The following is a 20,991-nucleotide window of genomic DNA, read 5'->3' as shown; positions in this document are numbered from 1 at the left end:
CTTCCGGGATCATCGGCAGATAGATCGCCACCCGGTCCCCGTGCCCGACCCCGAGACCCTCCAGCACGTTCGCGACCCGCTTGACCTCATCGGTCAGCTCCGCGTACGTGATCCGCCGGGAATCACCCGGCTCACCCTCCCACAGCAACGCGACCCGGTCCCCGAGACCGGCCTCCACATGCCGGTCCAGACAGTTGAACGCGACATTCAACTCCCCGTCCGCGAACCACTTCGCGAACGGCGGATTCGACCAGTCCAGCACCTGCGTGAACGGCGTCTGCCACGCCAACTCCCGCGCCCGATCCGCCCAGAACCCCAACCGATCCGCCGCAGCGTCCGCATACACACCCGCACCCGCATTCGCCTGCGCCACGAACTCCGCCGACGGCGCAAACCGCCGATCCTCATTCAACAGGTGATCGATCTGAAGGTGATCGCTGGTTGTGTTCGGCATGCCGACCTCCTTGTCAGTGCAGTGCGGATCGCTAAGATGTCGAATCCACGGATAACGACAGCATCGGCGCTGAGCGCCGCGTTCGGCTAGGTTCCAAAGGCGGTACTGACATGGACTCGACGCGTCCCGACGATCGAGAGCTCGTCCGTCGTGCCGTCCGCGTCATCCGGCAGCGCACCGGCGCGGATGTCGTCTTCGGCGGTCTGCGGCAGGGCCGATCCATCCCGGTCCAGGAGACGGCCGGTGCGAAGACCGGCACGCTGACCTCGATCCGGGTGCAGCCGTCGAAGGGTCTCGGCGGGCTCACCTGGGTGTCGCGGAAGCCCCTCACCGTCGCCGAGTACGGCGGTGCCCGCGAGATCACCCACGAATTCGACCCGCAGATCCTCGGCGAAGGCATCCGCCAGCTCACCGCCGCCCCCGTCGTGGTCGGCGGCGAGGTCCGGGGCCTGCTCTACCTCGGTCAGCGCGACGCCGAGCCCGCGACGGATGCCGCCGGCATCCTGCAGTCGGTCACCGGCAGCGTCGCGAGTGAGCTGCGCCTCCGGGACCTGGTCGACGAACGGGTCGCGCTGCGCGAGCCCGACGCGTCCGGACTTTCGGCTCGCGTGCGCGCCGAGCTGCTCGACGTCCTGCGCACGACCCGCGACCAGGACACCGCCCGCCGACTGCGGCTCCTGCTTCAGGAGCCGGCTGCCGTCGAAGCCGACGTGGCCCTCACCCCGCGCCAGCGTCAAGTCCTGGAGCTGGTGGCGAAAGGCCTCTCCAACCAGCAGATCGGCGACCGGCTCGCGCTGTCGCAGGTCACGGTCAAGAGCTATATGCGCGCGATCATGACCCGGTTGGGCGCCCGGTCGCGCCTGCAGGCCGTGACGGAGGCGCAGCGCCGGGGGCTCCTCTGACCTAACGGCGCAGCACGCGCCGGGCGAGCGCGTTGCCGACGAACTGGGCGAGCTGCACGAGCACCACGATGGTGATCACCGCGACCCAGGTCACGACCCAGTCGTAGCGCTGATAGCCGTACGAGATCGCGAACATGCCCAGTCCGCCTCCGCCGAGTCCGCCGGCGACGGCGGACAGGTCGACGATGCCGATGAACACGAACGTGTAGCCGAGGATGAGGGGGCCCAGCGCTTCGGGCACCAGCACCGTCACGATGATGCGCCAGGGTCCGGCGCCCATCGCCCGCGCCGCCTCGATGACTCCGGGATCGACGGTCACGAGGTTCTGCTCGACGATGCGGCTGATCGCGAAGGTTGCGGCGATCGTCATCGGGAAGATCGCCGCCGCCGTGCCGAGGAACGTGCCGAGCACGAGCTGGGTGAGCGGAGCGACCGCCGTCATGAAGATGATGAACGGGATCGGCCGGACGAAGTTGACGACCAGGTTGAGCCCGGCGGAGAGGCCGACGTTCTCGAGCAGTCCGCCGCGCCGCGTGATGAACAGCAGCACACCGAGAACGAGTCCGAGGACACCGCCGAGGACGAGCGTCGCGGACACCATCCACAGCGTCTGCCCGATGGAGGTGAGATAGACCGGCAGCAGGGTCGACCAGTCGGTCATGCGGCATCCTCCTCGGTGTCGACCTCGGTCACTTCGGTGACGGTTCGCAGGTCGGCGATGAGCGCGTCGACCGCGGCATCCTCTCCCTGCAGGCCGAGCGTCAGGCTCCCGTACGACCGCCCCTGCAGGGCGCCGATCCCTCCGTAGAGGATCTCGAAGCGCACGCCGTGGCGTCCGACGGCGTCCGAGAGCACCGTGCCGAGCCGCCCGTCGTCGTGGATGCGCGCCGTGACGATGCGTCCGGAATGCTGGGCTCGCAGCCGGGCGACGTCCGTCCGTTCCGGGCGGTCCTTCAGGACCGTTCCGACGAAGCGCTGCGCGGTGACGGTCTGCGGATCGCTGAACACGTCGAAGACGGTGCCGACCTCGACCACCCGGCCGCCGTCGAGCACGGCGACCCGGTCCGCGATCGAGCGCACCACCTCCATCTCATGGGTGATGACGACGATCGTGACGCCGAGCTCCTGGTTGACGCGCTTGAGCAGGCGCAGCACGTCGGCGGTGGTCTCCGGGTCGAGCGCCGAGGTCGACTCGTCGGCGAGGAGGATCGCGGGGTTCGTGGCCAGCGCGCGGGCGATGCCGACGCGCTGCTTCTGCCCGCCGGAGAGCTGCTCCGGGTACGCCCATGCCTTCTCGGTCAGTCCCACGAAGGCGAGCAGCTCGGTCACCCGCGCCGTGATGCGGTCCTTCGGCCAGCCGGCCACCTTCAGCGGGTAGGCGATGTTGCCGAACACGGTGCGCGAGCGGAACAGGTTGAACTGCTGGAAGACCATGCCGATGTCGCGGCGGACCGCGCGCAGCCGCTTCTCGGGCAGGGTGCTGATGTCGAGGCCGTCGATGACGACCGCGCCCGACGACACCCGTTCGAGGGCGTTGATGAGCCGTACCAGGGTGCTCTTGCCGGCGCCGGAGTAGCCGATGATGCCGAAGATCTCACCGCGCTCGACCGAGAGGGATACCCGGTCGAGCGCGGTGAAGGTCTCGGTGCCGGTGCCGAACGTCTTGGACGCCTCCCGGAACTCGATGATCGCGGTCATCGACTACTGAGCGGCCTTGACGACGTTCTGCAGGCCGTCGAGCACGCTCTGCAGCTTGGCCTGGTCGTAGCCGTCGACGATCACCGCGGTGTTCTTCGAGTCGGCAAGCACGGCCTTCTCCACCGCAGGGGTGTGCCACAGTGCCGCGACCTTCAGGTAGGTCGGGTTGGACTTGTCGGCGGCACGCACCACGAACGCGTTGATGTACGGCTGGGCGGCGGCCTTGGACGGGTCGTCCTGGAAGATGGCGCTCTTCGGGTCGAGACCGGCCGACAGGGCGAAGTTGTTGTTGACGATGGCGCCGTCGGCGGAGTTCAGCGCGGCGGCCGTCTGGGAGGCGTCGATCGGCAGCACGGTCACTTTCGAGGCGGAGGCGACGATGTCCGCCGGCGTCGACAGCACGGTGCCGCCGTTCTTGAGCTTGACGAGCCCGGCCTCCTGCAGCACCAGCAGCGCGCGCGCCTGGTTGGTGGCGTCGTTCGGGATCGCGATCTTCGCGCCGCGCGGGATGTCGGCGACGTTCTTGTACGTGTGCGAGTACAGCGGCAGCGGCACCACGAGGGTCGACGCGAGCGGCGTCAGGTCGGCCTTCGCGGACTCGTTGAAGTTCGCGAGGAACAGCAGGTGCTGGAACAGGTTCAGGTCGATCTGCTTGTCGACCAGAGCCGGGTTCGCCTGCGTGTAGTCGCTGAAGCCGACGACCTGGAGGTCGATCCCCTCCTTGGCGGCCTCCTTCACGAGGATCGGCCAGTACGGGGCCGCCTGCTCGGTCGTGCCGATCTTCACGGTCACGGTCTTGCCGGTGGCATCCGCCGCGGCGGTCTTGGGCGAGAGGAGGCCCGGCAGCACGAACGCGCCGACCGCGACGAGCACCACCACCACGGCGACGGCGATGCCGACGATCCAGCCGGTCTTCGAGCGCTTCGGCTTGTCGGGCAGGGATGCCGGGGGTTCGGGGGTCTGGGGTGCGTCGGACATCGTGTGTCTCCTCCGGTAGCGGGCGTTTTGCAACCCCGCGACTCTCTCGCACCGCCCCGAGGAGGGTCAAAACGTGTTCCGGCGGATGACGTCGTGTGCCGTCGTGCAACATCCGGTTTGGCGGACGGCGGATCGTCGACCTTGTTCGGCCACCGGACTGTGCGGTAAGAAATCCCCATGTCCCCCACGCGTGGTCGCAGCCCGATCGGGGTCCCGATCGTGGGCCAGCTTCGCGAGTATCGGCGCGGGTGGCTGCGCGGTGACGTCATCGCCGGGGTCACCGTCGCGGCGCTCATCGTCCCGAAGAATCTCGGCTACGCCGGCATCGCCGGGGTGCCGTTGCAGAACGGGCTCTACGCGGCCGCCGCCGGCGCGATCCTGTACGCGATCTTCGGGACGAGCCGGCAGATCTCGATGGGGCCCAGTTCGGGTCTCGCCGCGGTCGCGGCCAGTGCCGTGCTCGCCGCGAGCATCACCGACGAGCAGGATGTCGCCTTCTTCGTCGCCGGCATCACTCTGGCCTCCGGCATCCTCTTCCTCCTGCTGGCCGTGTTCCGGATGGGCTGGATCGCGCAGTTCCTGTCGCGGGCCGTGGTCACCGGCTTCCTGTTCGGCGCGGCGATCGACGTCGTGATCGGAGAGCTCCCCAAGCTCACCGGGACGAAGACCGAGGGCAGCAATCCGCTGCAGGAGCTGTGGTCGTGGTTCGGGACCCTCGGTGAGGCCCACGCGACGACGGTGATCGTCGGGGTGGTCTCCCTCGTCGTCGTGTTCGGACTCCGGGCGATCGCGCCGCGGGTTCCCGGTGCCCTGGTGCTCGTCGTGGGCGGACTCGTGGCGTCGGCGCTGTTCGATCTCGGCGCCAAGGGCGTCGCGGTGGTCGGGGAGGTGCCGCGGGGACTGCCCGCACCGCAGGTTCCGGACCTTGCGCTGCTGTGGGAGCACGCCGGCACGGTCGCCGTGGCGGCGGTGGCGCTGGTCATGATCGGCTTCTCCCAGACCGCGGGCGACGCACGCACCTTCGCGGCCAAGCACCGCTACCAGATCGACATCAACCAGGAATCCTTCGCCCAGTCCTTCGCCAACATCGGGGCGGGACTGTTCCAGGGGATGCCCGTCTCCACCAGCCTGTCGGCGAGCTCGCTGAACGACCGCTCCGGGGCGAAGACCGGGGTGGCATCCCTGACCTCGGGCGTGACGGTGCTGCTCACGCTCCTGCTGCTGGCGCCGCTGTTCTCGAGTCTGCCCAAGGCGGTGCTCGGCGCCCTCATCATCGAGGCCGTCGTCAGCGGCATGATGGACTTTCCCGAGATGAGGCGGCTGTTCCGGGTGAAGAAGGTCGACTTCTGGATCGCGATCGTCGCCCTGCTCAGCACCCTCGTCTTCGGAGTGCTCGCGGGCGTGATCATCGGCATCGGGCTGTCGCTGGTGTGGCTGGTCGCCGTCGCCACCCATCCGCAGATGCCGACGCTCGGTCGCGAACGGGGGACGCAGGTGTTCCGCGAGGTCGAGACCTTCCCGGGTGACGAGGTCCTGCCCACGGTGGCGGTGGTCCGATTCGACGGCGGCCTCTTCTTCGCCACCGCCGACGCGCTCGAGGACCGTGTGCGCGGGGTCATCCAGGCGAACCCGGCCCTGACGGGCATCGTGCTCGACTGCGGTGGCGTCAACTTCATCGACTCGCAGGGGGCGGCCTCGATGGCGGATGTCGTGACCCTCGCCCGCGATGCCGGCGTGCAGCTCCGCCTCACCCGGGTGAAGCCGGGCCCTCGGGCCGTGCTCGAACGCGACGGCGTGATCGGGCTCGTCGGCGCGGACCACATCCACGGCAACATCCACCGAGCCGTCGAGGCCGAGCAGAGGGATGCCGGGCGCGGAGGCGACGGGGGAGGTTAATCCGTTCGCAGCCGGTCGAGCCCGACGACGAGGGCGAGCGACGTGTCGCCGCAGGAGACCACGTGCGCGCCGGACGGGAGCGCGGCATCCACCGGGCCGGGTGCGGCGGATCGCAACGGCGCCAGCGCGTCGCGCAGACCGTCCGCGCGGAGCATGGATCCCGGCTCCCGGTGGGTCTCGGTGGCGGTGATCACCCTCCCGGTGTAGTTCACCAGGGCCACGGGGCCCGGCAGCTGCCGAAGCGTCGGCAGGAGGACGCGGTCGAGGCGATCGACGAGGACGTCGGCACCGACGATGCCCACCATCTCCTCGCCGAGGATCACGGGCACGGTGATCGTCACCGTCGAATCCTCGGTGCAGACGTAGTCGACGTAGGGCCCGGTCAAGTGCCGGGAGCGTGTCGTGGCGGGGATCCGCCACCACTCCAGCGTCGTGTAGTCGCGGAACGCGTCGGCGTCCGGGTCGGAGACCGCGAGGAGCCGGCGGGCCGTGGTGCCGGGCGCGGCGAGCCACCAGGAGAGGTGCCACTGCGCGTCGTCGAGGAGGCCGGGGGCGGCGACGAAGCCCGCACCGGTGACGAGACCCTGCTCGGTGACCGCGGGGACGGCGAAGGCCTCGACGAGGCGATCGACGGCGGAGGACGTCCGGTTCTCCGGTGACACCAGGAGATCGCCCGCGGCCTCTCGCCAGCGTTCGAGCGACGCGAACAGATCGCTGAACACGTCCGCGATGCGCTCGGCTGCGGCGCGGACGGTGACACCGTCGGCAACGATCGACACGGGCCCTCCTTTGCGTCGCGGTCGGGTCAGGACTCCCGGACCCGCTGTTCGATCAACCATTCGAAGGCCGCTCGAATGGGCTGGACGGTCGACTCCCGCGCCTGCGCGGGATCGACCCGCCGGATCGCCTCGAGGACTCGTCCTCGTGCGTCGCGGTTCAGGATTCGATACTTCTCTTCGGTGAGGCAGAGCCACAGTATAGGTCCGGACTCTGCCTGGAGCCGGATCTCTTCGCGGACGAGGCGGGGGGACTGGCTGATCGCAGCGATCTCGAGCCCGAACCGGGCCGCCGCCCGCCGGGCGCCGCCCGCCGTCGAGATGTCGGCGTTCGCGGCCAGGACCGTGAGCGTCTCGATGTCCTCGTCGCTCGCGCGGTCCGCCGCCTCCTCCGCCGCGGTGCCCGCCAGCGCGCTCGTGACCAGACAGAGGTCGCGCAGCTCGATCCGCGAGGAGGAGCGCAGCCGGTCGTCGAGCAGCTTGGCTGCCGTCTCGCGGTCGTACGTGACGAAACTGCCTCCCTCCCTCCCGCGCCTCGTGCGCAGGAGGCCCTGATCCCGCATGATGTCCAGCGCCTCGCGCGCCGTCGTCACCGCGACGCCCAGGCGCTTGGCCAGATCGGACTCGCTCGGAAGCCGCTCGCCGTCCTTGAGCATCCCGCTGATGATGCCGTCCGTCAGGCGCTGCGTCACCAGTTGCGCACGCCCGGTGCCGTCGTCCAGCGGCGAGAAGACGACGGCACGCGCGGCGTTCTGGCTTCCCATCGTGAACGGCATCGGCATCCCTCCGCGGCGGTGAATCCGTCCGGATCGCGGACTCGGATCTCACGGTAACACCATCCTTTCCCTTTAACATCTGATCGCATATGATTGCCCCGTTCGTTGTTCGAAGGGGTTCAGCGTTGTCCCATCAGCCCGCGATCCGGCTCACTCAGCTCACCAAGCAGTTCGGGTCCGTCTCGGCCGTCGACCACCTCGATCTGGAGATCGATGCCGGTGAGTTCTTCTCGATGCTCGGCCCGTCCGGCTCGGGAAAGACCACGGTGCTGCGCTGCATCGCCGGATTCGAACAGCCCACCTCCGGCACGATCGAGCTGTTCGGCCAGGACATGACCGGCAAGCCCGCGGCGGCACGGCCGGTGAACACCGTCTTCCAGGACTACGCGCTGTTCCCCCATATGTCGGTGGTCGACAACGTCGCCTACGGTCTGCGGGTCCGCGGCGTCGGGCGCGCCGAACGGCGGCGGAAGGCGATGGATGCCCTGGCCACGGTGCGGCTGGAGGGGTTCGCCGATCGCCGCCCCGCGCAGCTCTCCGGAGGCCAGCGCCAGCGGGTCGCCCTCGCCCGCGCGACCGTCGTCCAGCCGAAGGCTCTGTTGCTCGACGAACCGCTGGGAGCGCTCGACCTCAAGCTTCGCCAGCAGATGCAGGTGGAGCTGAAGCAGCTCCAGCACGAGCTCGGGATCGCGTTCGTCTTCGTCACCCACGATCAGGATGAGGCGCTGACGCTCTCCGACCGGATCGCGGTCTTCAACAACGGCCGCATCGAACAGCTCGGCACGCCCCGCGAGCTCTACGAGCACCCGGCCTCACGATTCGTCGCCGACTTCGTCGGCACGTCCAACCTGTTCGACCGCGAGCACGCGCGAGCCGTGCTCGGCCGCGAGGGGGAGTTCTCCATCCGCCCCGAGAAGCTCGTCGTGCACACCGCGCCCGATGCGGCGGCCGGCGCCCCGTCGGCAACGGGAACGATCGTCGAATCGGTTTACGCCGGCAGCAGCACCCGGCGAGTCGTCGACCTCGATTCCGGGCTGCGGATCTCCGTGCTGGAGAGCAACGATCGCACCCATCGCGTCGAGCTGGACCGCGGAACGCGCGTCCACGTCTCGTGGAACGAAGAGGATCTCCGCAAGCTCGACAGCACGGGCCCGGAGACCGCTGAGAACGCAGATGTACCGCACAGCAGCGGTGTACAAGAGAGGCAAGACTCATGAATCGTGGAACGAAGCGCTTCGCGCGCTCGGCAGCCGCGGTCGCGGCTGTCGCGGCAGCCGTCCTGGTGATGGCGGGATGTTCCGGCACGGGCACCAGCGCGGGTGCCACCGGCTCGGTTCCGAGCATCCCGATGGCCAAGAAGCTCGGCGCCAACGAAGGTCAGCTGAACATCATCGTCTGGGCGGGCTACGCCGAAGACGGCACCAACGACCCGAAGGTCGACTGGGTGACCCCGTTCCAGCAGAACACGGGCTGCCAGGTCAACGCCAAGGTGGCCGGCACCTCCGACGAGATGGTGCAGCTCATGCGCACCGGCGACTACGACGGTGTGTCCGCGTCGGGCGACGCCACCCTCCGGCTCGTCTACGGCGGTCAGGTCGCGCCGGTGAACACGAAGCTCGTGCCGAACTACGCGACAGTCTCCAGCTTCCTCAAGGACAAGGCCTGGAACTCCGTGGGCGGGCAGATGTACGGCATCCCGCACGGGTGGGGCGCCAACGTGCTGATGTACAACACGGATGTCGTGAAGCCCGCGCCGGACTCCTGGTCGGCCGTGTTCGACGACGCCGCCGCGCACGCCGGCAAGGTCACGGCGTACGACTCGCCGATCTACATCGCCGACGCGGCCCTCTACCTGAAGGCGCACGACCCGTCGCTCGGCATCAAGGACCCGTACTCGCTGACCCAGAAGCAGCTCGATGCCGCGGTGTCGCTGCTGAAGAAGCAGAAGGCATCCATCGGGGAGTACTGGTCGGACTACACGAAGGCCGTGCAGTCGTTCGAGTCCGGCAGCAGCGTCGTCGGGACGTCGTGGCAGGTCATCGCCAACCTGCTCGACAGCGACAAGAAGGTGCACGTGGCCACGACCGTCCCGAAGGAGGGCTCGACGGGCTGGTCGGACACCTGGATGATCTCGTCCAAGGCGAAGCACCCCAACTGCATGTACCAGTGGATGAACTGGATCACCTCGCCCAAGGTGAACGCGCAGGTCGCCGAGTGGTTCGGTGAGGCCCCGGCCCAGACCAAGGCGTGCGAGGAGACGACCGACCCGAACTTCTGCACCACGTACCACGCCACCGACGCCGCCTATGCGGCCCAGATCCACTACTGGACGACGCCGCAGACCAAGTGCGTCGACGGCAGCGGCGACAACTGCACCCCGTACAGCGAATGGGTCACCAAGTGGCAGGAGATCAAGGGATGAAAGCACGCCTGGGCTTCTTGCTCGGGCCGCCACTGCTCTGGCTCGTCGTCATCTACCTGGGCTCGATCGCCGTCCTCCTCGTCTCTTCGTTCTGGACGGTGAACGGGTTCACGGGCGAGGTCGTCCCGACCTTCACGCTCGACAACTACGCGACGATCTTCACCGACCCGCTGTACGGGACGGTGGCGCTGCGGACCCTCCTCGTGGCACTCGGCGTGACGCTCATCGACGCCGTGGTCGCCTTCCCCATGGCTCTGTACATGGCGAAGGTGGCCCGGCCGAGCCGGCGGGCGCTCTACCTGGTGGCGGTGACGACGCCGCTGTGGGCCAGCTACCTCGTCAAGGCGTACGCCTGGCGCATCCTGGTCGAACCGGGCGGCCCCATCGCGGCGGCGACCGGCGGCTACACGCCCGGTTTCGGCCTCCCTGCGACGATCATGACCCTGGCCTACCTGTGGCTTCCGTACATGATCATCCCCGTCTACGCCGGGTTCGACCGGGTCCCCGACTCGCTGTTCGAGGCGAGCTACGACCTCGGGGCATCCACGTGGCGCACGATCCGCAACGTCGCGTTCCCGCTCGTGTTCCCCGCGATCGTGGCCGGATCGATCTTCACCTTCGCGCTGAGCTTCGGCGACTACATCGCGGTGGGGATCGTGGGAGGCAAGACCCAGCTCCTCGCGAACCTCATCTACGGCCAGCTGGTCACGGCCAACAATCAGCCCCTCGCCGCCGCGCTGTCGGTCATCCCCCTGGTCGCGGTCGTGCTCTACCTGCTCGCGGTCCGCCGCACCGGCGCATTGGAGAACGTGTGAAGCTGCTCTCCACGCCCGCGCGGATCGTCGTCTCGCTCTGCATGGCGATCGGGCTCGTCATCCTCTACGTGCCGCTCGCACTCATTGTGCTGAACTCGTTCAACAGCTCGCGCACCTTCTCGTTCCCGCCGCCCGGGTTCACTCTGGAGTGGTGGGTGGACGCCTTCCACTCGCGCGGGGCGGCCGACGCGCTCGCGACCTCGGTGATCGCAGGCCTCTGCGCCGCGGCGATCGCGCTGGTTCTCGGGACGATGGCGGCGTTCGCCGTGCAGAGGTTCCGGTTCTTCGGCCGGCAGAGCATCAACTTCCTGGTGGTGCTTCCGATCACGCTTCCGGGCATCATCACCGGCATCGCCCTGGCATCCACGTTCACGGCCCTGGGGCCGCTCGGAGTCACTCTCGGAATGGCGACGGTCATCATCGGCCACGCGACCTTCTGCATCGTGATCGTCTACAACAACGTGCAGGCGCGGCTGCGCCGGATGGGAACCTCGCTGGAGGAGGCCTCGGGCGACCTCGGCGGAAGCGGCTGGCAGACCTTCCTGTGGGTGACGCTGCCGCAGGTGCGCGGCGCGCTCGCCGCCGGTGTGCTGCTCGCGTTCGCGCTGAGCTTCGACGAGATCGTGGTCACCACGTTCACCGCCGGCCCGGCCGTGCAGACGCTGCCGATCTGGATCTTCCAGAACCTGTTCCGGCCCAACCAGGCGCCGGTCGTGAACGTCGTGGCCGCCGTGCTCACGATCCTCGCCATCATCCCGGTCTGGATCTCCCAGCGCCTCGCCGGCGATTCGGTCACCAGCCGGGTCTGAGGCGTGGCCGAGCGGCGTACGCTCGGCCCTGTGAGCGTGAGCACCAGCGGAAACCGGCAGCCGAGCATCTGGGCGAGTGTCGTCAGCGATGACGCGCGGGCCCTTCGGGCATGGCTGCTGGCGCTCGGATTCACGGAGGACCTGCTGATCCCGAGCGAGGGGGACGCGATCCACCACTGTCAGCTGGACTGGCCCGAGGGCGGCCGGGTGCTCCTGTCGAGCACCGGCGAACGGCCGACGCCCTGCCGGCCGGGGACCAGCTCGCTGCACGTCGTCACGGCCGATCCGGATGCTGTCGCCGAGCGCGCCCGGGCGCTGGGCGCGTTCTTCGTGCACGAGCTCACGGATCAGACCGACTATCCGTCGCGTGACTTCACCGTCGCCGACCCCGACGGCAACTACTGGGAGTTCGCGACCTTCGCCGGCTGAACATCGACGCCACGTCTCGGAGTCGGCAAGATAGGGGTCGGAGGATGCCGAACGCGAGGAGAGCATGGTCGACGACAGAGACCTCGAGTGCGTCATCGCCGTCGCGGAAGAGCTTCACTTCGGACGCGCCGCCGCCCGTCTCAACATCGCGCAGCCTGCCCTGAGCAAGCGCGTGCAGAAGGTCGAGGCGCATCTCGGCATACAGATCTTCGAGCGGAACAGCCAAGGGGCCGCGATGACGGCCGCGGGCGCGGATCTTCTCGGGCATGCGCGTGATGCGCTCTCGAGTTGGCGGGCACTCGAGGGAACCGCGGCTATGCTGCGGTCAGGCACGCGCGGGACGGTCCGGATCGGCGCCGTCGGATCCGCGTTCTACGAGGCGCTGCCGACGCTCCTGGGACGGGTCGCGTCGCGGCTTCCGGATGTCACGCTCTCCGTCGTGGAGATGGAGACGCCGGAGACGCTTGATGCGCTCAGCTTCGGTGACCTCGACCTCGGGTTCATCCGTCCGCCGGTAGCCCCGGGAATCCGAGCCAGGACGGTCTGGGAAGAACAGCTCGTCCTGGCCGCGCCTGCGACGAGTCCGTTTGCGGCGCGAGGCGGTGTGGCGGTTGCGGAGCTCGGGCATGAACGCGTGATCTTCTTCCGTCGAGAAGCCGGGCCCGGGTACTGGGATCGGGTGAGTGAGATGTTCCTCTCCGCGGGCGTGGCATTCGATCCAGAGGAGGCCGCGGGGCACACCTCGACCATCCTGGGCATCGTTGCGCTCGGCGCCGGGGTCAGCATCGTGCCCTCGTCGGCGCGCCGCTTCTCCCCGCCCGGAGTCGTGTACGTGCCGTTGGCCGGCGATCATCCCCTGCCCCTTGCCGTGGTGACCACCGCGGCGGTGCCTTCGCCGGCGACCCGGCTGGTTCTCGACAGCCTCCCGCAGCGACCGGCAACACCGGCGCGGATCCTCCACGAGGTGTAGGGGGTCTTCCGGGGAGGCGTGTCTGTCATTCCAAATAGGTATTGCGACGGCGGTATTCGATATTGGACAGGAATTGAGTCGCCTGGATAGCGTGCTTTCAATCCTTCAACGCCGACAGGAATCACGATGACTGCTATCGACCGTCCCCCCATCGACCGCCCCACTCCCACTCGCGACCTCCGCCGAACTGTCGTCTCCGCCTTCGCGGGGACGAGCATCGAATGGTACGACTTCTTCCTGTTCGGCTCTGCAGCCGCACTCGTCTTCCCCGAAGTCTTCTTCCCGACCGCTCAACCCGGCGTCGGCCTCCTGTTGTCCTTCATGACGTACGGCGTCGCGTTCGTCGTCCGGCCGCTGGGCGGGATCATCTTCGGTCGGCTCGGTGACATCATCGGCCGCCGGAAGATCCTGATCGCGACGCTGCTGATGATGGGTGGCGGTACATTCCTCATCGGTTGCGTGCCCGGATACGACGCCATCGGACTCTGGGCGACGGTCGCTCTCGTCCTCCTCCGTGCCGTCCAGGGGCTGGGGTTGGGCGGCGAGTGGGGTGGTGCGGCCACCCTGTCTGCGGAACATGCCGATGGCGCCGGGAAGGTCGGGAGCCGAGGGCTCCACGCCTCGTGGATGCAGCTGGGAGTCCCGGCCGGAAACCTCCTCGCCGTCGGTGCTCTGTTCGTGATGAACGCCGTGCTGCCTGAGGATCAGTTCCTCGCCTGGGGCTGGCGCATCCCGTTCCTGGCCAGCGCGGTGCTCGTGGTGATCACCTTCTGGATCCGCGCTGCCGTCCACGAGTCGCCGCTCTTCGACGAAGCACAGACCGACGAACGGCCAGTGCGCACCATGTTGCGGACCTCCTGGCGGCAGGTTCTGATGACGATCGGCATCCGCATCGCCAGTGACGTCTCTTACTACGTCTTCGCGGTCTTCGCGCTCTCCTACATCGCGAACACCTTGAACCTGGCGGCGAGCGTCGGGCTCACAGGCGTGCTGGTCGGGTGTGCTCTGCAGTTCGCCGTCATCCCGGTCAGCGCCCACCTCTCGGATCGGATCGGCCGTCGGCCGGTATACGTCATCGGGGCCGTCGCTGTCGGGGCATGGGCTTTCGTCGCGTGGCCCCTTATCGACACAGCGGTCGCGGGCCTGGCAGTGCTGGCGATTGCGATCGGCATCGCCGCCCAGGGGATCATGTATGGGCCGATGGCCGCGTTCATCACGGAGATGTTCCCGACCAGGGTCCGCTCCAGTGGCGCCGGCTTCGGCTACCAGGTGGCCGGGATCTTCGGTGGCGCCCTCGCGCCGTTCATCGCTCAGCTGCTGACCCGGACCTTCGAAACGACGTCGGCGGTCAGCGTCTACGTCGCGATCACTGCCGCCGTCGCGGTCGTCAGTGCGCTCCTGGCCACGGAAACGAGCGGACGGAAGCTGAGTTGACCGCCGAACAGACGAGCATCGTAGAGGGCATCCGCGAGCGGCTGCGCGCACGTGGACTGGCAGGATACGTCGCGTTCACGCCATCCAACCTCTTCTACGTCACAGGGTTTCGCAGCTACTTCGTGTCTGAATGGTGGCGCATGCACGGAACCGTGCTCGCCTTCGTGCCCGCAGAGTCGGAGCTTCCGGTGACGCTGGTGCTCGGCGACTTCGAGGAGAAGACGGCCAGGGAGTCCGCACCGGACCTCCACCTCTCTACGTATCGCCTCTGGGTCGATCTGTCGATGGCGAGCGAGCTGGCCACGCCGGCCCTGTCGCCGACAAGGCAACGACCCGAACAGTGGGATGACGGGGAACTCGACGTACGAGTCGCCGACGCGCTCCGGTCGCTCCGGATGGACTCCGGTCGGGTGGCCACGGACCTTCCTCATCTCAATGTCGCGACATGGGAGCGCCTGCAGCGCACTGCGCCGGACGTCGAGTGGCTGGATTTCACGCCGGAAATGTACGAGCAGCGACTCGTCAAACAAGAGTGGGAGATCGCACGGCTCCGATCCGCCGTCGAGCTCTCCGAGCGAGGGATGGTCGGCGCCATGGAGCTCGCTCGGACAGGGATGACGGCATCGGACATCCGGTCCGCCTATCAGATCGCGGTCGCATCAGCGGCGATCGGCGACCCGCGCTATGCAGGCTACACGGACAACTGGGTCCTCCCGACCGTCGGAGGCACGACGTCGGCGAGTTATGGCAGCACCGCGAAGGCTCTGTCGCGCGGCGATCTGGTCAAATTCGACTGCGGGACCACGGTCGGCGGATACCGGAGCGACGGCGGCCGCACCTTCGCGTTCGGTGAGCCGAGCAGCGAAGCGAGACGCCTCCACGACGTCCTCGCCGAAGCCCAGCGTCGTGCTCGAGAGGAGCTGCGGCCCGGGGCGCGCATCGGCGATGCATTCACGGCAGCGATGTCTTACGTCCGTTCGGCTGGTTTTCCGACGTTCAACAGGGGACATGTCGGCCACTCGGTGGGGATCGACACCTTCCACGAAGAACCGCCCTTCATCGGTCCCGATTGCGAAGTGCGCGCGCAGGCGGGAATGGTGTTCGCCGTGGAGGTGCCGACATACACACCGGATGTGGGGGCGATCATGATCGAAGACCTGATCGTCATCCGCGAGAGCGGACCGGAACTGCTTCACTCCCTTCCGCACGAACTGATCGCCGTGCCAGCACGACGCGGCCCCGTCGCGCAGGCCGGCGACTCGGGCGGCGGCGCGCCCCTGGTCGGCCAGGCGACACAGGGCGCGTCGCCGGACTGATCTGACGCCGGCACCGGGGTGCACGAAGTGCCCGGACCGCGCGAATTGTCCGGACGCTTTCAATGGCGGGGCTATGTCGCCGAGCGGTCCTCCACGGGGCGGCGGCGCAGCGTCGCGGAGACGATCGGCGGGGTGTTGTACTCCTGATCCATGCGCCCCACCCCGGTGCCGGGCGGGACGATCGCGTCGATCCGGTCCAGCAGGTCGTCCGTGAGCTGAACCTCTGCGGCGGCGAGCAGGTCGTCGAGCTGCTCCATCGTGCGCGGCCCGATGAGCGCCGCCGTGACGCCGGGGTGGGCGATCACGAACGCGAGGGCCAGATGCGTGAGCGACAGTCCTGCCTCGTCGGCGAGGGCGATGTAATCCTCGACGGTGTCGATGCGGCGCTCGTCACGCAGGGCGGCGAACATCCGCGTCCGCCGCAGATCGGTCTCCTGGCCGCGCCGGACGCGTCCGGTGAGCATCCCGCTGGCGAGCGGGCTCCAGATCACGGTGCCGAGCCCGTAGCGCTGCGCGACCGGCAGGACTTCCCGTTCGATGGAACGGTCCAGGAGCGAGTAGTGGGGCTGCTCGACCCGGAAGCGCTCCAGCCCGCGGCGTTCGGCGACCCACTGCGCCTCGACCATCTCGGATGCGGGCATGTCGGACGACCCGATCGCGCGCACCTTGCCGCTGCGCACCAGGTCCGTGAGCGCCGAGAGAGTCTCCTCGATGTCCGTCTGCGGGTCGGGGCGATGCATCTGGTACACGTCGAGGTGGTCGGTCTGCAGTCGCCGCAGCGAGTTCTCGACCGCCGTCACGATCCAGCGACGAGAACCGCCGCGGTGGTTCACCTCGTCGCCGATCGGACGGGCGAACTTCGAGGCGAGCACCACGTCATCCCGGCGTCCCTTCAGCGCGTGGCCGAGCATCTCCTCGGAGTCGCCGTAGGCGTCGGCCGTGTCGACGAAGTTGATGCCGGCGTCGAGGGCGCGGGCCACGATCCTGTCGACGTCGGTCTGGTCGCCGGCGCCGAACGAGCTGAGCATCATCGCGCCGAGCGCGAAGGGCGAGACGTGGATGCCGGTGCGGCCGAGCGGGCGGTAGCGCATTGTTTCCTCCATCGGGCGGTTCTCCTGTCGATCGCCTACTCTGGACGTAAGCGGAACAGTCGTCCGCAACTATACGGAACATCGTTCCGTTTGTCACGTGGAGGGCTCAGATGGATGCGGAAGAGGCGCCGGTCGCCGCGCCCCGACGCAAGCGGGCGGATGCGCAGCGCAACACGGAGGTCGTCCTCGAGGCGGCGAAGGCCGTCTTCGCCGAGTCGGGGGTCGATGCCCCGATGCGGGAGATCGCGGCACGGGCGGGCGTGGGAGTCGGGACGATCTACCGCAACTACCCGCAGCGATCGGATCTGATCATCGCCGTCTTCCGTCGGGAGCTCGACGCCACCGCCGCCGAGGCGGATCGCCTGGCGGACGAATACCCACCCGCCGAGGCGCTCCGGCTCTGGGCGCAGAGCCTCGCCCGCTTCGTCGCGACCAAGCGAGGATTCGCAAGTGCGCTCCACTCCGGCGATCCCGCCTACCAGCCGCTGCCGGCACAGTTCCTCGGCGTTCTCGCGCCGCGGGTCCAGCGCATTCTGGATGCCGGTGCCGCCGACGGGACCATTCGGGATGGCATCCGTGCCGACGACCTCATCCACGCCCTCAGCCGACTCGCCGATTCTGCCGACCGCGCGTCGCCGATGACGGATGTGCTGCTCGACGGCCTGACGGTGGCGCGCGCCACCGACTGACGTCGGAATCAGGCCGCGGAACGCGCGCGTCGCCGCTCGACGTAGAGCCGCATCTTCGCCTCCCGGCCGCAGTCCTCCATGCTGCACCAGCGGCGGCTGCCGTTCTTCGATTCGTCGAGGAAGAGGAAACTGCATCCGGCGCACTGCTTGACCCGCGAGAGGGGGCCGTCGCGCAGCAGTTCGGCCGCCGCATGGGCGACACGGTCGCGCACGACGGCCCGACTGGATGCCGGCCACGAGTACTCGTAGTGGTCCTCGACGCGCACCTGCCGGGCCCGACCGGCAGCGTCTGTTTCCGCTCGTCGGAGTTCGTCCATCGCTTCCGGGTCCGGGTCGGCGCCCGCCGCCAATGCGGCGAACACCGCGTGCGCCTGCTCGCGAAGGCGGACGAGGGCATCCAGATCCGTGGCATCCGCATCAGAGGAGGATGCCCCGCCGCGGCCCAGCTCGTCCGCTTCGCCGGCGCTGATGACACCGGCGTGCACCGCCCAGGGCACGATGTGGACGGCCTCGGTGAGCGAGTCGATGTCGGTGCCGCCGTCGTGCGGACCGCTGCGGGAGTTGCAGAGGTCGAGGGCTGCGTTGCCGCCCACGATGCGCAGCTCGTGCGCGGGAACGGCGCGTGGCGTCGCCTGTTCCGGTTCCATGTGCGGCCTCCGAACGAAGTGTTTCCGGTAAAAGCAAGTTTACCGGTTGCATTCGCGGCCGCAACCGTCTAACGTGTTTCTGGTCAAACCGATTTCAATGGAAACACGTCGGGGTGGTCGATCATGAGCGAATCGGATGCGGTCCGGATGCCGGACGCGAGAAGACGCCCGCGGGAGCCCGGCGACCGGAGGATCGGCACACCAGTGCGCGGGCGCCGCCCGCTTGTCGCGCTGATCGCACTGGCGACCGCGGCGTTCGCGTACGTGACGGCGGAGGGGCTGCCCGTCGGCCTGGTGACTCCGATGTCCGCCGACCTCGGTGTCACGCCCGCGGCCATCGGCCTGCTCGTCACCGCCTACGGCGGCGTCGTGGTCGTCGTGTCCATCCCGCTGGCCACGCTCACCCTGAGCTGGCGCCGGCGGACCGTGATGCTCGTGGTGCTGGGCGTCTTCACCGTCACGCCGATCGCGGCTGCGCTCGCCCCGTCGTACGGCGCGCTGATGACCGCACGGATCGTCATGGCGCTCAGCCAGTCGCTGTTCTGGGCCGCGGTGGTCCCGGTCGCGGCGGGGATGTTCCCACCGGAACGCCGCGGGCGCGCCATCGCACTCGTCTTCGCCGGAAGCTCGCTGGCGGGCGTGGCCGGGCTGCCCGTCGGAACGTGGATGGGACAGCTCGCCGGATGGCGCGTCGCCATGGGGTCGGTGGCGATCCTCGCATTCGCCGTGACCGTCGCGGTCTGGCGGTGGATGCCGGAACCGGCCCTGCAGCGCACCGCGGATGCAGGCGGGCCGGAGGCGAGCATTCCGCGCTACACGGCGCTCATCCTCCTGACCGTGCTCGGAGTCGGCGGCCTCTACATCTCGTTCACGTTCTCCGCCCTGTTCGTGACCGTCGTCGCCGGCCTCGGCTCCTCGGCGATCGCGCCGCTGCTGCTGGTCCGCGGGATCGCCGGGCTCGCCGGGGTATGGGCGGGTGGCATCCTCGCCGACCGTCGGCCGCGCACGTCGCTGCTGATTCCGTCCGCCCTGCAGGCGGCATCGCTCGCCGCCCTGTGGATCGCGGGCGCGAACCCCGCGGTGCTGCTCGCCTCCTCGGTGCTCTCCGGCTTCGCGTTCTCTGCCCTGACCACCGGCCTCGGGACCGCAGTGCTGAAGGTCGCGCCGCGCAATGTCAATCTCGCGGCCGCCGGGCTGTCGGCGGGCGTCAACGTGGGGATCGCCGGCGGTTCGCTGATCGGCAGCATGCTCGTCGCCGGAGCCGTGACAGTGAGTGCTGCCGCCATCGTCGGCACCGTCGCCGTCGGCGCGGTGCTCACCGTCCTCGGCCTGGTGGTCGCCATCGGCGAGGCGGTCTGGCCGAGACCCGCGCACGCCGGATGATCGTGCACACGGATGCGCGTCACCTTCCCCGCCGAGGCTGACACCCCCGGCCGGCATCCCTAGGCTGGGGGCATGATGGCGCGCGCCGCGGATCCTCGACTCTGCCCGACCTGCGGTGACATCATGACGTTCGAAATCCTCGACGACGAGCGGTTCCTCGTCGCCTGGACGTGCCTGAACTGCGGTCTGATCCGGACCACCGAGCCGGCGTAGCCGTGACGACGACGCGGGTCATGCGGAGCCGAACGGGTAGGAGACGTACGCGAAGCGGCGGGAATCCGGCGACCAGCTGTTGACGTTGATCGTCCCCTGGCCTCCCGGCAGGGGGATCCGGGTCAGCGGTGTGGTCCAGTCGGCGGTGTCGACGACGACCAGCGCGACGTCGAGGTCGGCCGGGTGGCCTTCGGTGCCCGGCGGGAACTCGATGTACACGGCCTTCGTCCCGTCGGGAGAGAGATGCGGGAACCAGTCGACCGTCTCGCTCTCGACGAGTCGTTCCAGCTCGCCGCCGCCGTCGGGGAGGCGGGCGAGCTGGGCGTGGCCCGGACGCGTCGCCCACCGTTCGGTGTTGAGGTAGATCCACTTCCCGTCAGGAGACCACTCCGGGCCGTCGATGTGGCCGTGTCCGGTGTCGATGATGGTCGGCATCCCGCCCTCGGCGGACATGACGGCCAGCGTGCCGGGCTGGTCGAAGGTGGTGATCCGCGTGTAGGCGAGACGCTCGCCGTCGGGGGAGACGCCGTGCAGGAAGTGCCATGTTCCGTCGTCGGGCGTGACTCGTTCGGCGGTGCCGCCGGACAGAGGAGCGCGGTAGACGTGCTGGTCCTCCGCCGAAAGATAGATTGTGGTGCCGTCTGGCGCGAGGACGTGGTCGTTGTTGAGCGCGGGGATTCCGTGAAGCGGGATCTCGGACGGCTGCCCGCCCTCCGGCGACAACGACCAGAGCCGCCCGTGACCGTTCAGCAGCAGGCTGCTGCCGTCCCGCGACCAGTTGGGTGCCTCGAAGAGGATGTCGGTGCTCTCGAGGATCACGACGTCGGCGCCGGTGTCCGTGTCGTAGATGTGGACATGCGCCGACTGGTTGGGCCCGAGGGTTCGGTATGACATTGATTCTCCGTTCGCGATCAGGCTACTCGTGTCGGTGAGCAGCACTGCGTCGATCTTATGTTCGAGACTAGGGCTTGCGCAAGCGGATTGCGTTGCGTAGGCTTGTGGCATGGTCGAGGTCACCGTCACTCATCTGGCACCGCTCGTGGAGGCGGTGCAGAGTGTGGATGCCGGCTGGCTTTCCGCGCTCGGTGGCGGGTTTCCGTCGGCGGTGGTCGATGACGATGTGGAGGCGATGACCGACGCGGGCTTGCTGGCGGTGAACGAGGCGTTGGCGGGGTTGGGTCGGCGGGTGCAGGCGTTGCAGGCGCGCATCGCGCACGGGATCAGCAGGCGGTCGGCCCGGGAACTGGGGTCGGATGGGTTGGCCCGGAAGGCGGGGTTCCGGTCGGCGGAGAA

The 20,991-nt window shown here is 68.7% G+C and carries 22 protein-coding genes; 13 read left to right on the top strand and 9 right to left on the bottom strand.

The genetic code is table 11. From position 1 onward, the window contains the following. On the bottom strand, nucleotides 1-454 hold a 454-nt coding region (locus LK09_RS19715), incomplete at its 3' end, for an acetyl-coenzyme A synthetase N-terminal domain-containing protein (protein WP_039403463.1). Nucleotides 455-564: 110 nt separating this feature from the next. Between LK09_RS19715 and LK09_RS19710 the strand changes: the two genes are divergently transcribed. Continuing rightward, a complete protein-coding gene (locus LK09_RS19710) occupies nucleotides 565-1,356 on the top strand; it encodes a LuxR C-terminal-related transcriptional regulator (protein ID WP_039403460.1) in 792 nt (263 codons plus the stop codon). 1 nt (nucleotide 1,357) lies between these two features. Here the strand turns inward: LK09_RS19710 and LK09_RS19705 are convergent, their stop codons facing one another. From LK09_RS19705 to LK09_RS19695, 3 genes are read right to left on the bottom strand one after another with little or no spacing between them, the layout of a single operon-like run. Next, entirely contained in the window at nucleotides 1,358-2,017 is a 660-nt protein-coding gene (locus LK09_RS19705; protein ID WP_039403457.1) for a methionine ABC transporter permease, read from the bottom strand. Continuing rightward, entirely contained in the window at nucleotides 2,014-3,054 is a 1,041-nt protein-coding gene (locus tag LK09_RS19700; protein ID WP_039403455.1) for a methionine ABC transporter ATP-binding protein, read from the bottom strand. Before LK09_RS19700 ends, LK09_RS19705 begins: the two co-directional genes overlap by 4 nt. A gap of 3 nt (nucleotides 3,055-3,057) precedes the next feature. After that, a complete protein-coding gene (locus LK09_RS19695) occupies nucleotides 3,058-4,032 on the bottom strand; it encodes a MetQ/NlpA family ABC transporter substrate-binding protein (RefSeq protein WP_039403452.1) in 975 nt (324 codons plus the stop codon). A 177-nt stretch (nucleotides 4,033-4,209) separates the two neighbouring features. Here LK09_RS19695 and LK09_RS19690 point away from each other — a divergent pair, with 177 nt between their 5' ends. Continuing rightward, entirely contained in the window at nucleotides 4,210-5,928 is a 1,719-nt protein-coding gene (locus tag LK09_RS19690; protein WP_039403449.1) for a SulP family inorganic anion transporter, read from the top strand. On the opposite strand, the gene LK09_RS21020 is transcribed toward LK09_RS19690, so the two are convergent. Together LK09_RS21020 and LK09_RS19680 are read right to left on the bottom strand one after the other, a co-directional pair. Then, the gene (locus LK09_RS21020) at nucleotides 5,925-6,707 is read right to left on the bottom strand and encodes a cache domain-containing protein (RefSeq protein WP_052227046.1); all 783 of its coding nucleotides are present in this window, start codon (nucleotides 6,705-6,707) and stop codon (nucleotides 5,925-5,927) included. The genes LK09_RS19690 and LK09_RS21020 overlap by 4 nt on opposite strands. Nucleotides 6,708-6,733: 26 nt before the next feature. Then, nucleotides 6,734-7,480 carry a FadR/GntR family transcriptional regulator gene (locus tag LK09_RS19680; RefSeq protein ID WP_197061117.1) on the bottom strand — a complete coding sequence of 249 codons (747 nt, stop codon included), beginning with the start codon at nucleotides 7,478-7,480 and terminating at the stop codon, nucleotides 6,734-6,736. A 125-nt stretch (nucleotides 7,481-7,605) separates the two neighbouring features. Here LK09_RS19680 and LK09_RS19675 point away from each other — a divergent pair, with 125 nt between their 5' ends. The 8 genes from LK09_RS19675 to LK09_RS21015 all read left to right on the top strand — a co-directional run bounded on the left by LK09_RS19675 (nucleotide 7,606) and on the right by LK09_RS21015 (nucleotide 15,675). Next, nucleotides 7,606-8,697, top strand: coding sequence for an ABC transporter ATP-binding protein (locus LK09_RS19675; protein ID WP_456237708.1), 1,092 nt, complete (start codon nucleotides 7,606-7,608; stop codon nucleotides 8,695-8,697). Beyond that, nucleotides 8,694-9,902, top strand: coding sequence for an ABC transporter substrate-binding protein (locus tag LK09_RS19670; RefSeq protein ID WP_039403447.1), 1,209 nt, complete (start codon nucleotides 8,694-8,696; stop codon nucleotides 9,900-9,902). The genes LK09_RS19675 and LK09_RS19670 overlap by 4 nt, the downstream gene beginning before the upstream one ends. Beyond that, nucleotides 9,899-10,717: an ABC transporter permease gene (locus LK09_RS19665; protein WP_231563174.1), complete on the top strand. Its 819-nt coding sequence runs from the start codon at nucleotides 9,899-9,901 to the stop codon at nucleotides 10,715-10,717. The genes LK09_RS19670 and LK09_RS19665 overlap by 4 nt, the downstream gene beginning before the upstream one ends. Next, nucleotides 10,714-11,526, top strand: a complete 813-nt coding sequence (locus tag LK09_RS19660; RefSeq protein WP_231563172.1) for an ABC transporter permease — start codon at nucleotides 10,714-10,716, stop codon at nucleotides 11,524-11,526. Before LK09_RS19665 ends, LK09_RS19660 begins: the two co-directional genes overlap by 4 nt. Before the next feature lie 30 nt (nucleotides 11,527-11,556). Continuing rightward, the gene (locus LK09_RS19655) at nucleotides 11,557-11,955 is read left to right on the top strand and encodes a VOC family protein (protein ID WP_052227043.1); all 399 of its coding nucleotides are present in this window, start codon (nucleotides 11,557-11,559) and stop codon (nucleotides 11,953-11,955) included. A gap of 64 nt (nucleotides 11,956-12,019) precedes the next feature. Continuing rightward, nucleotides 12,020-12,925 carry a LysR family transcriptional regulator gene (locus LK09_RS19650; RefSeq protein ID WP_039403442.1) on the top strand — a complete coding sequence of 302 codons (906 nt, stop codon included), beginning with the start codon at nucleotides 12,020-12,022 and terminating at the stop codon, nucleotides 12,923-12,925. 126 nt (nucleotides 12,926-13,051) lie between these two features. Next, nucleotides 13,052-14,359: an MFS transporter gene (locus LK09_RS19645; protein WP_039403440.1), complete on the top strand. Its 1,308-nt coding sequence runs from the start codon at nucleotides 13,052-13,054 to the stop codon at nucleotides 14,357-14,359. Beyond that, on the top strand, nucleotides 14,356-15,675 hold the full coding sequence (locus LK09_RS21015) for a M24 family metallopeptidase (RefSeq protein ID WP_052227042.1): 1,320 nt from the start codon (nucleotides 14,356-14,358) through the stop codon (nucleotides 15,673-15,675). The genes LK09_RS19645 and LK09_RS21015 overlap by 4 nt, the downstream gene beginning before the upstream one ends. A gap of 71 nt (nucleotides 15,676-15,746) precedes the next feature. On the opposite strand, the gene LK09_RS19635 is transcribed toward LK09_RS21015, so the two are convergent. Continuing rightward, nucleotides 15,747-16,766 carry an aldo/keto reductase gene (locus LK09_RS19635; RefSeq protein ID WP_039403437.1) on the bottom strand — a complete coding sequence of 340 codons (1,020 nt, stop codon included), beginning with the start codon at nucleotides 16,764-16,766 and terminating at the stop codon, nucleotides 15,747-15,749. A 110-nt stretch (nucleotides 16,767-16,876) separates the two neighbouring features. On the opposite strand from LK09_RS19635, the gene LK09_RS19630 reads away from it, so the two are divergent. Continuing rightward, nucleotides 16,877-17,455, top strand: coding sequence for a TetR/AcrR family transcriptional regulator (locus LK09_RS19630; protein ID WP_039403434.1), 579 nt, complete (start codon nucleotides 16,877-16,879; stop codon nucleotides 17,453-17,455). 8 nt (nucleotides 17,456-17,463) lie between these two features. Here the strand turns inward: LK09_RS19630 and LK09_RS22075 are convergent, their stop codons facing one another. Further along, the gene (locus tag LK09_RS22075; RefSeq protein WP_052227041.1) at nucleotides 17,464-18,102 is read right to left on the bottom strand and encodes a CGNR zinc finger domain-containing protein; all 639 of its coding nucleotides are present in this window, start codon (nucleotides 18,100-18,102) and stop codon (nucleotides 17,464-17,466) included. Nucleotides 18,103-18,225: 123 nt separating this feature from the next. Here LK09_RS22075 and LK09_RS19620 point away from each other — a divergent pair, with 123 nt between their 5' ends. Continuing rightward, nucleotides 18,226-19,485 (top strand): MFS transporter, encoded by a 1,260-nt coding sequence (locus LK09_RS19620; RefSeq protein WP_082008397.1) that lies wholly within the window; start codon nucleotides 18,226-18,228, stop codon nucleotides 19,483-19,485. Nucleotides 19,486-19,716: 231 nt separating this feature from the next. On the opposite strand, the gene LK09_RS19615 is transcribed toward LK09_RS19620, so the two are convergent. Beyond that, nucleotides 19,717-20,592, bottom strand: coding sequence for a TolB family protein (locus LK09_RS19615; RefSeq protein ID WP_039403466.1), 876 nt, complete (start codon nucleotides 20,590-20,592; stop codon nucleotides 19,717-19,719). A gap of 109 nt (nucleotides 20,593-20,701) precedes the next feature. Between LK09_RS19615 and LK09_RS19610 the strand changes: the two genes are divergently transcribed. Then, nucleotides 20,702-20,991 (top strand): hypothetical protein (locus LK09_RS19610; protein WP_039403431.1); only part of this gene is annotated, 290 nt, incomplete at its 3' end.

Source organism: Microbacterium mangrovi, assembly GCF_000802305.1.
Lineage (GTDB): Bacteria > Actinomycetota > Actinomycetes > Actinomycetales > Microbacteriaceae > Microbacterium > Microbacterium mangrovi.
This window is presented reverse-complemented; position numbering and strand designations above follow the sequence as displayed.

What these genes read in the sequence shown, in the direction of transcription:
- LK09_RS19710 (WP_039403460.1), top strand. Translation starts at nt 565, where the DNA reads ATGGACTCGACGCGTCCCGACGATCGAGAGCTCGTCCGTCGTGCCGTC.
- LK09_RS19705 (WP_039403457.1), bottom strand. Translation starts at nt 2,017, where the DNA reads ATGACCGACTGGTCGACCCTGCTGCCGGTCTATCTCACCTCCATCGGG.
- LK09_RS19700 (WP_039403455.1), bottom strand. Translation starts at nt 3,054, where the DNA reads ATGACCGCGATCATCGAGTTCCGGGAGGCGTCCAAGACGTTCGGCACC.
- LK09_RS19695 (WP_039403452.1), bottom strand. Translation starts at nt 4,032, where the DNA reads ATGTCCGACGCACCCCAGACCCCCGAACCCCCGGCATCCCTGCCCGAC.
- LK09_RS19690 (WP_039403449.1), top strand. Translation starts at nt 4,210, where the DNA reads ATGTCCCCCACGCGTGGTCGCAGCCCGATCGGGGTCCCGATCGTGGGC.
- LK09_RS19680 (WP_197061117.1), bottom strand. Translation starts at nt 7,480, where the DNA reads ATGCCGTTCACGATGGGAAGCCAGAACGCCGCGCGTGCCGTCGTCTTC.
- LK09_RS19670 (WP_039403447.1), top strand. Translation starts at nt 8,694, where the DNA reads ATGAATCGTGGAACGAAGCGCTTCGCGCGCTCGGCAGCCGCGGTCGCG.
- LK09_RS19665 (WP_231563174.1), top strand. Translation starts at nt 9,899, where the DNA reads ATGAAAGCACGCCTGGGCTTCTTGCTCGGGCCGCCACTGCTCTGGCTC.
- LK09_RS19650 (WP_039403442.1), top strand. Translation starts at nt 12,020, where the DNA reads ATGGTCGACGACAGAGACCTCGAGTGCGTCATCGCCGTCGCGGAAGAG.
- LK09_RS19645 (WP_039403440.1), top strand. Translation starts at nt 13,052, where the DNA reads ATGACTGCTATCGACCGTCCCCCCATCGACCGCCCCACTCCCACTCGC.
- LK09_RS19635 (WP_039403437.1), bottom strand. Translation starts at nt 16,766, where the DNA reads ATGCGCTACCGCCCGCTCGGCCGCACCGGCATCCACGTCTCGCCCTTC.
- LK09_RS19630 (WP_039403434.1), top strand. Translation starts at nt 16,877, where the DNA reads ATGGATGCGGAAGAGGCGCCGGTCGCCGCGCCCCGACGCAAGCGGGCG.
- LK09_RS22075 (WP_052227041.1), bottom strand. Translation starts at nt 18,102, where the DNA reads ATGGAACCGGAACAGGCGACGCCACGCGCCGTTCCCGCGCACGAGCTG.
- LK09_RS19620 (WP_082008397.1), top strand. Translation starts at nt 18,226, where the DNA reads ATGAGCGAATCGGATGCGGTCCGGATGCCGGACGCGAGAAGACGCCCG.
- LK09_RS19615 (WP_039403466.1), bottom strand. Translation starts at nt 20,592, where the DNA reads ATGTCATACCGAACCCTCGGGCCCAACCAGTCGGCGCATGTCCACATC.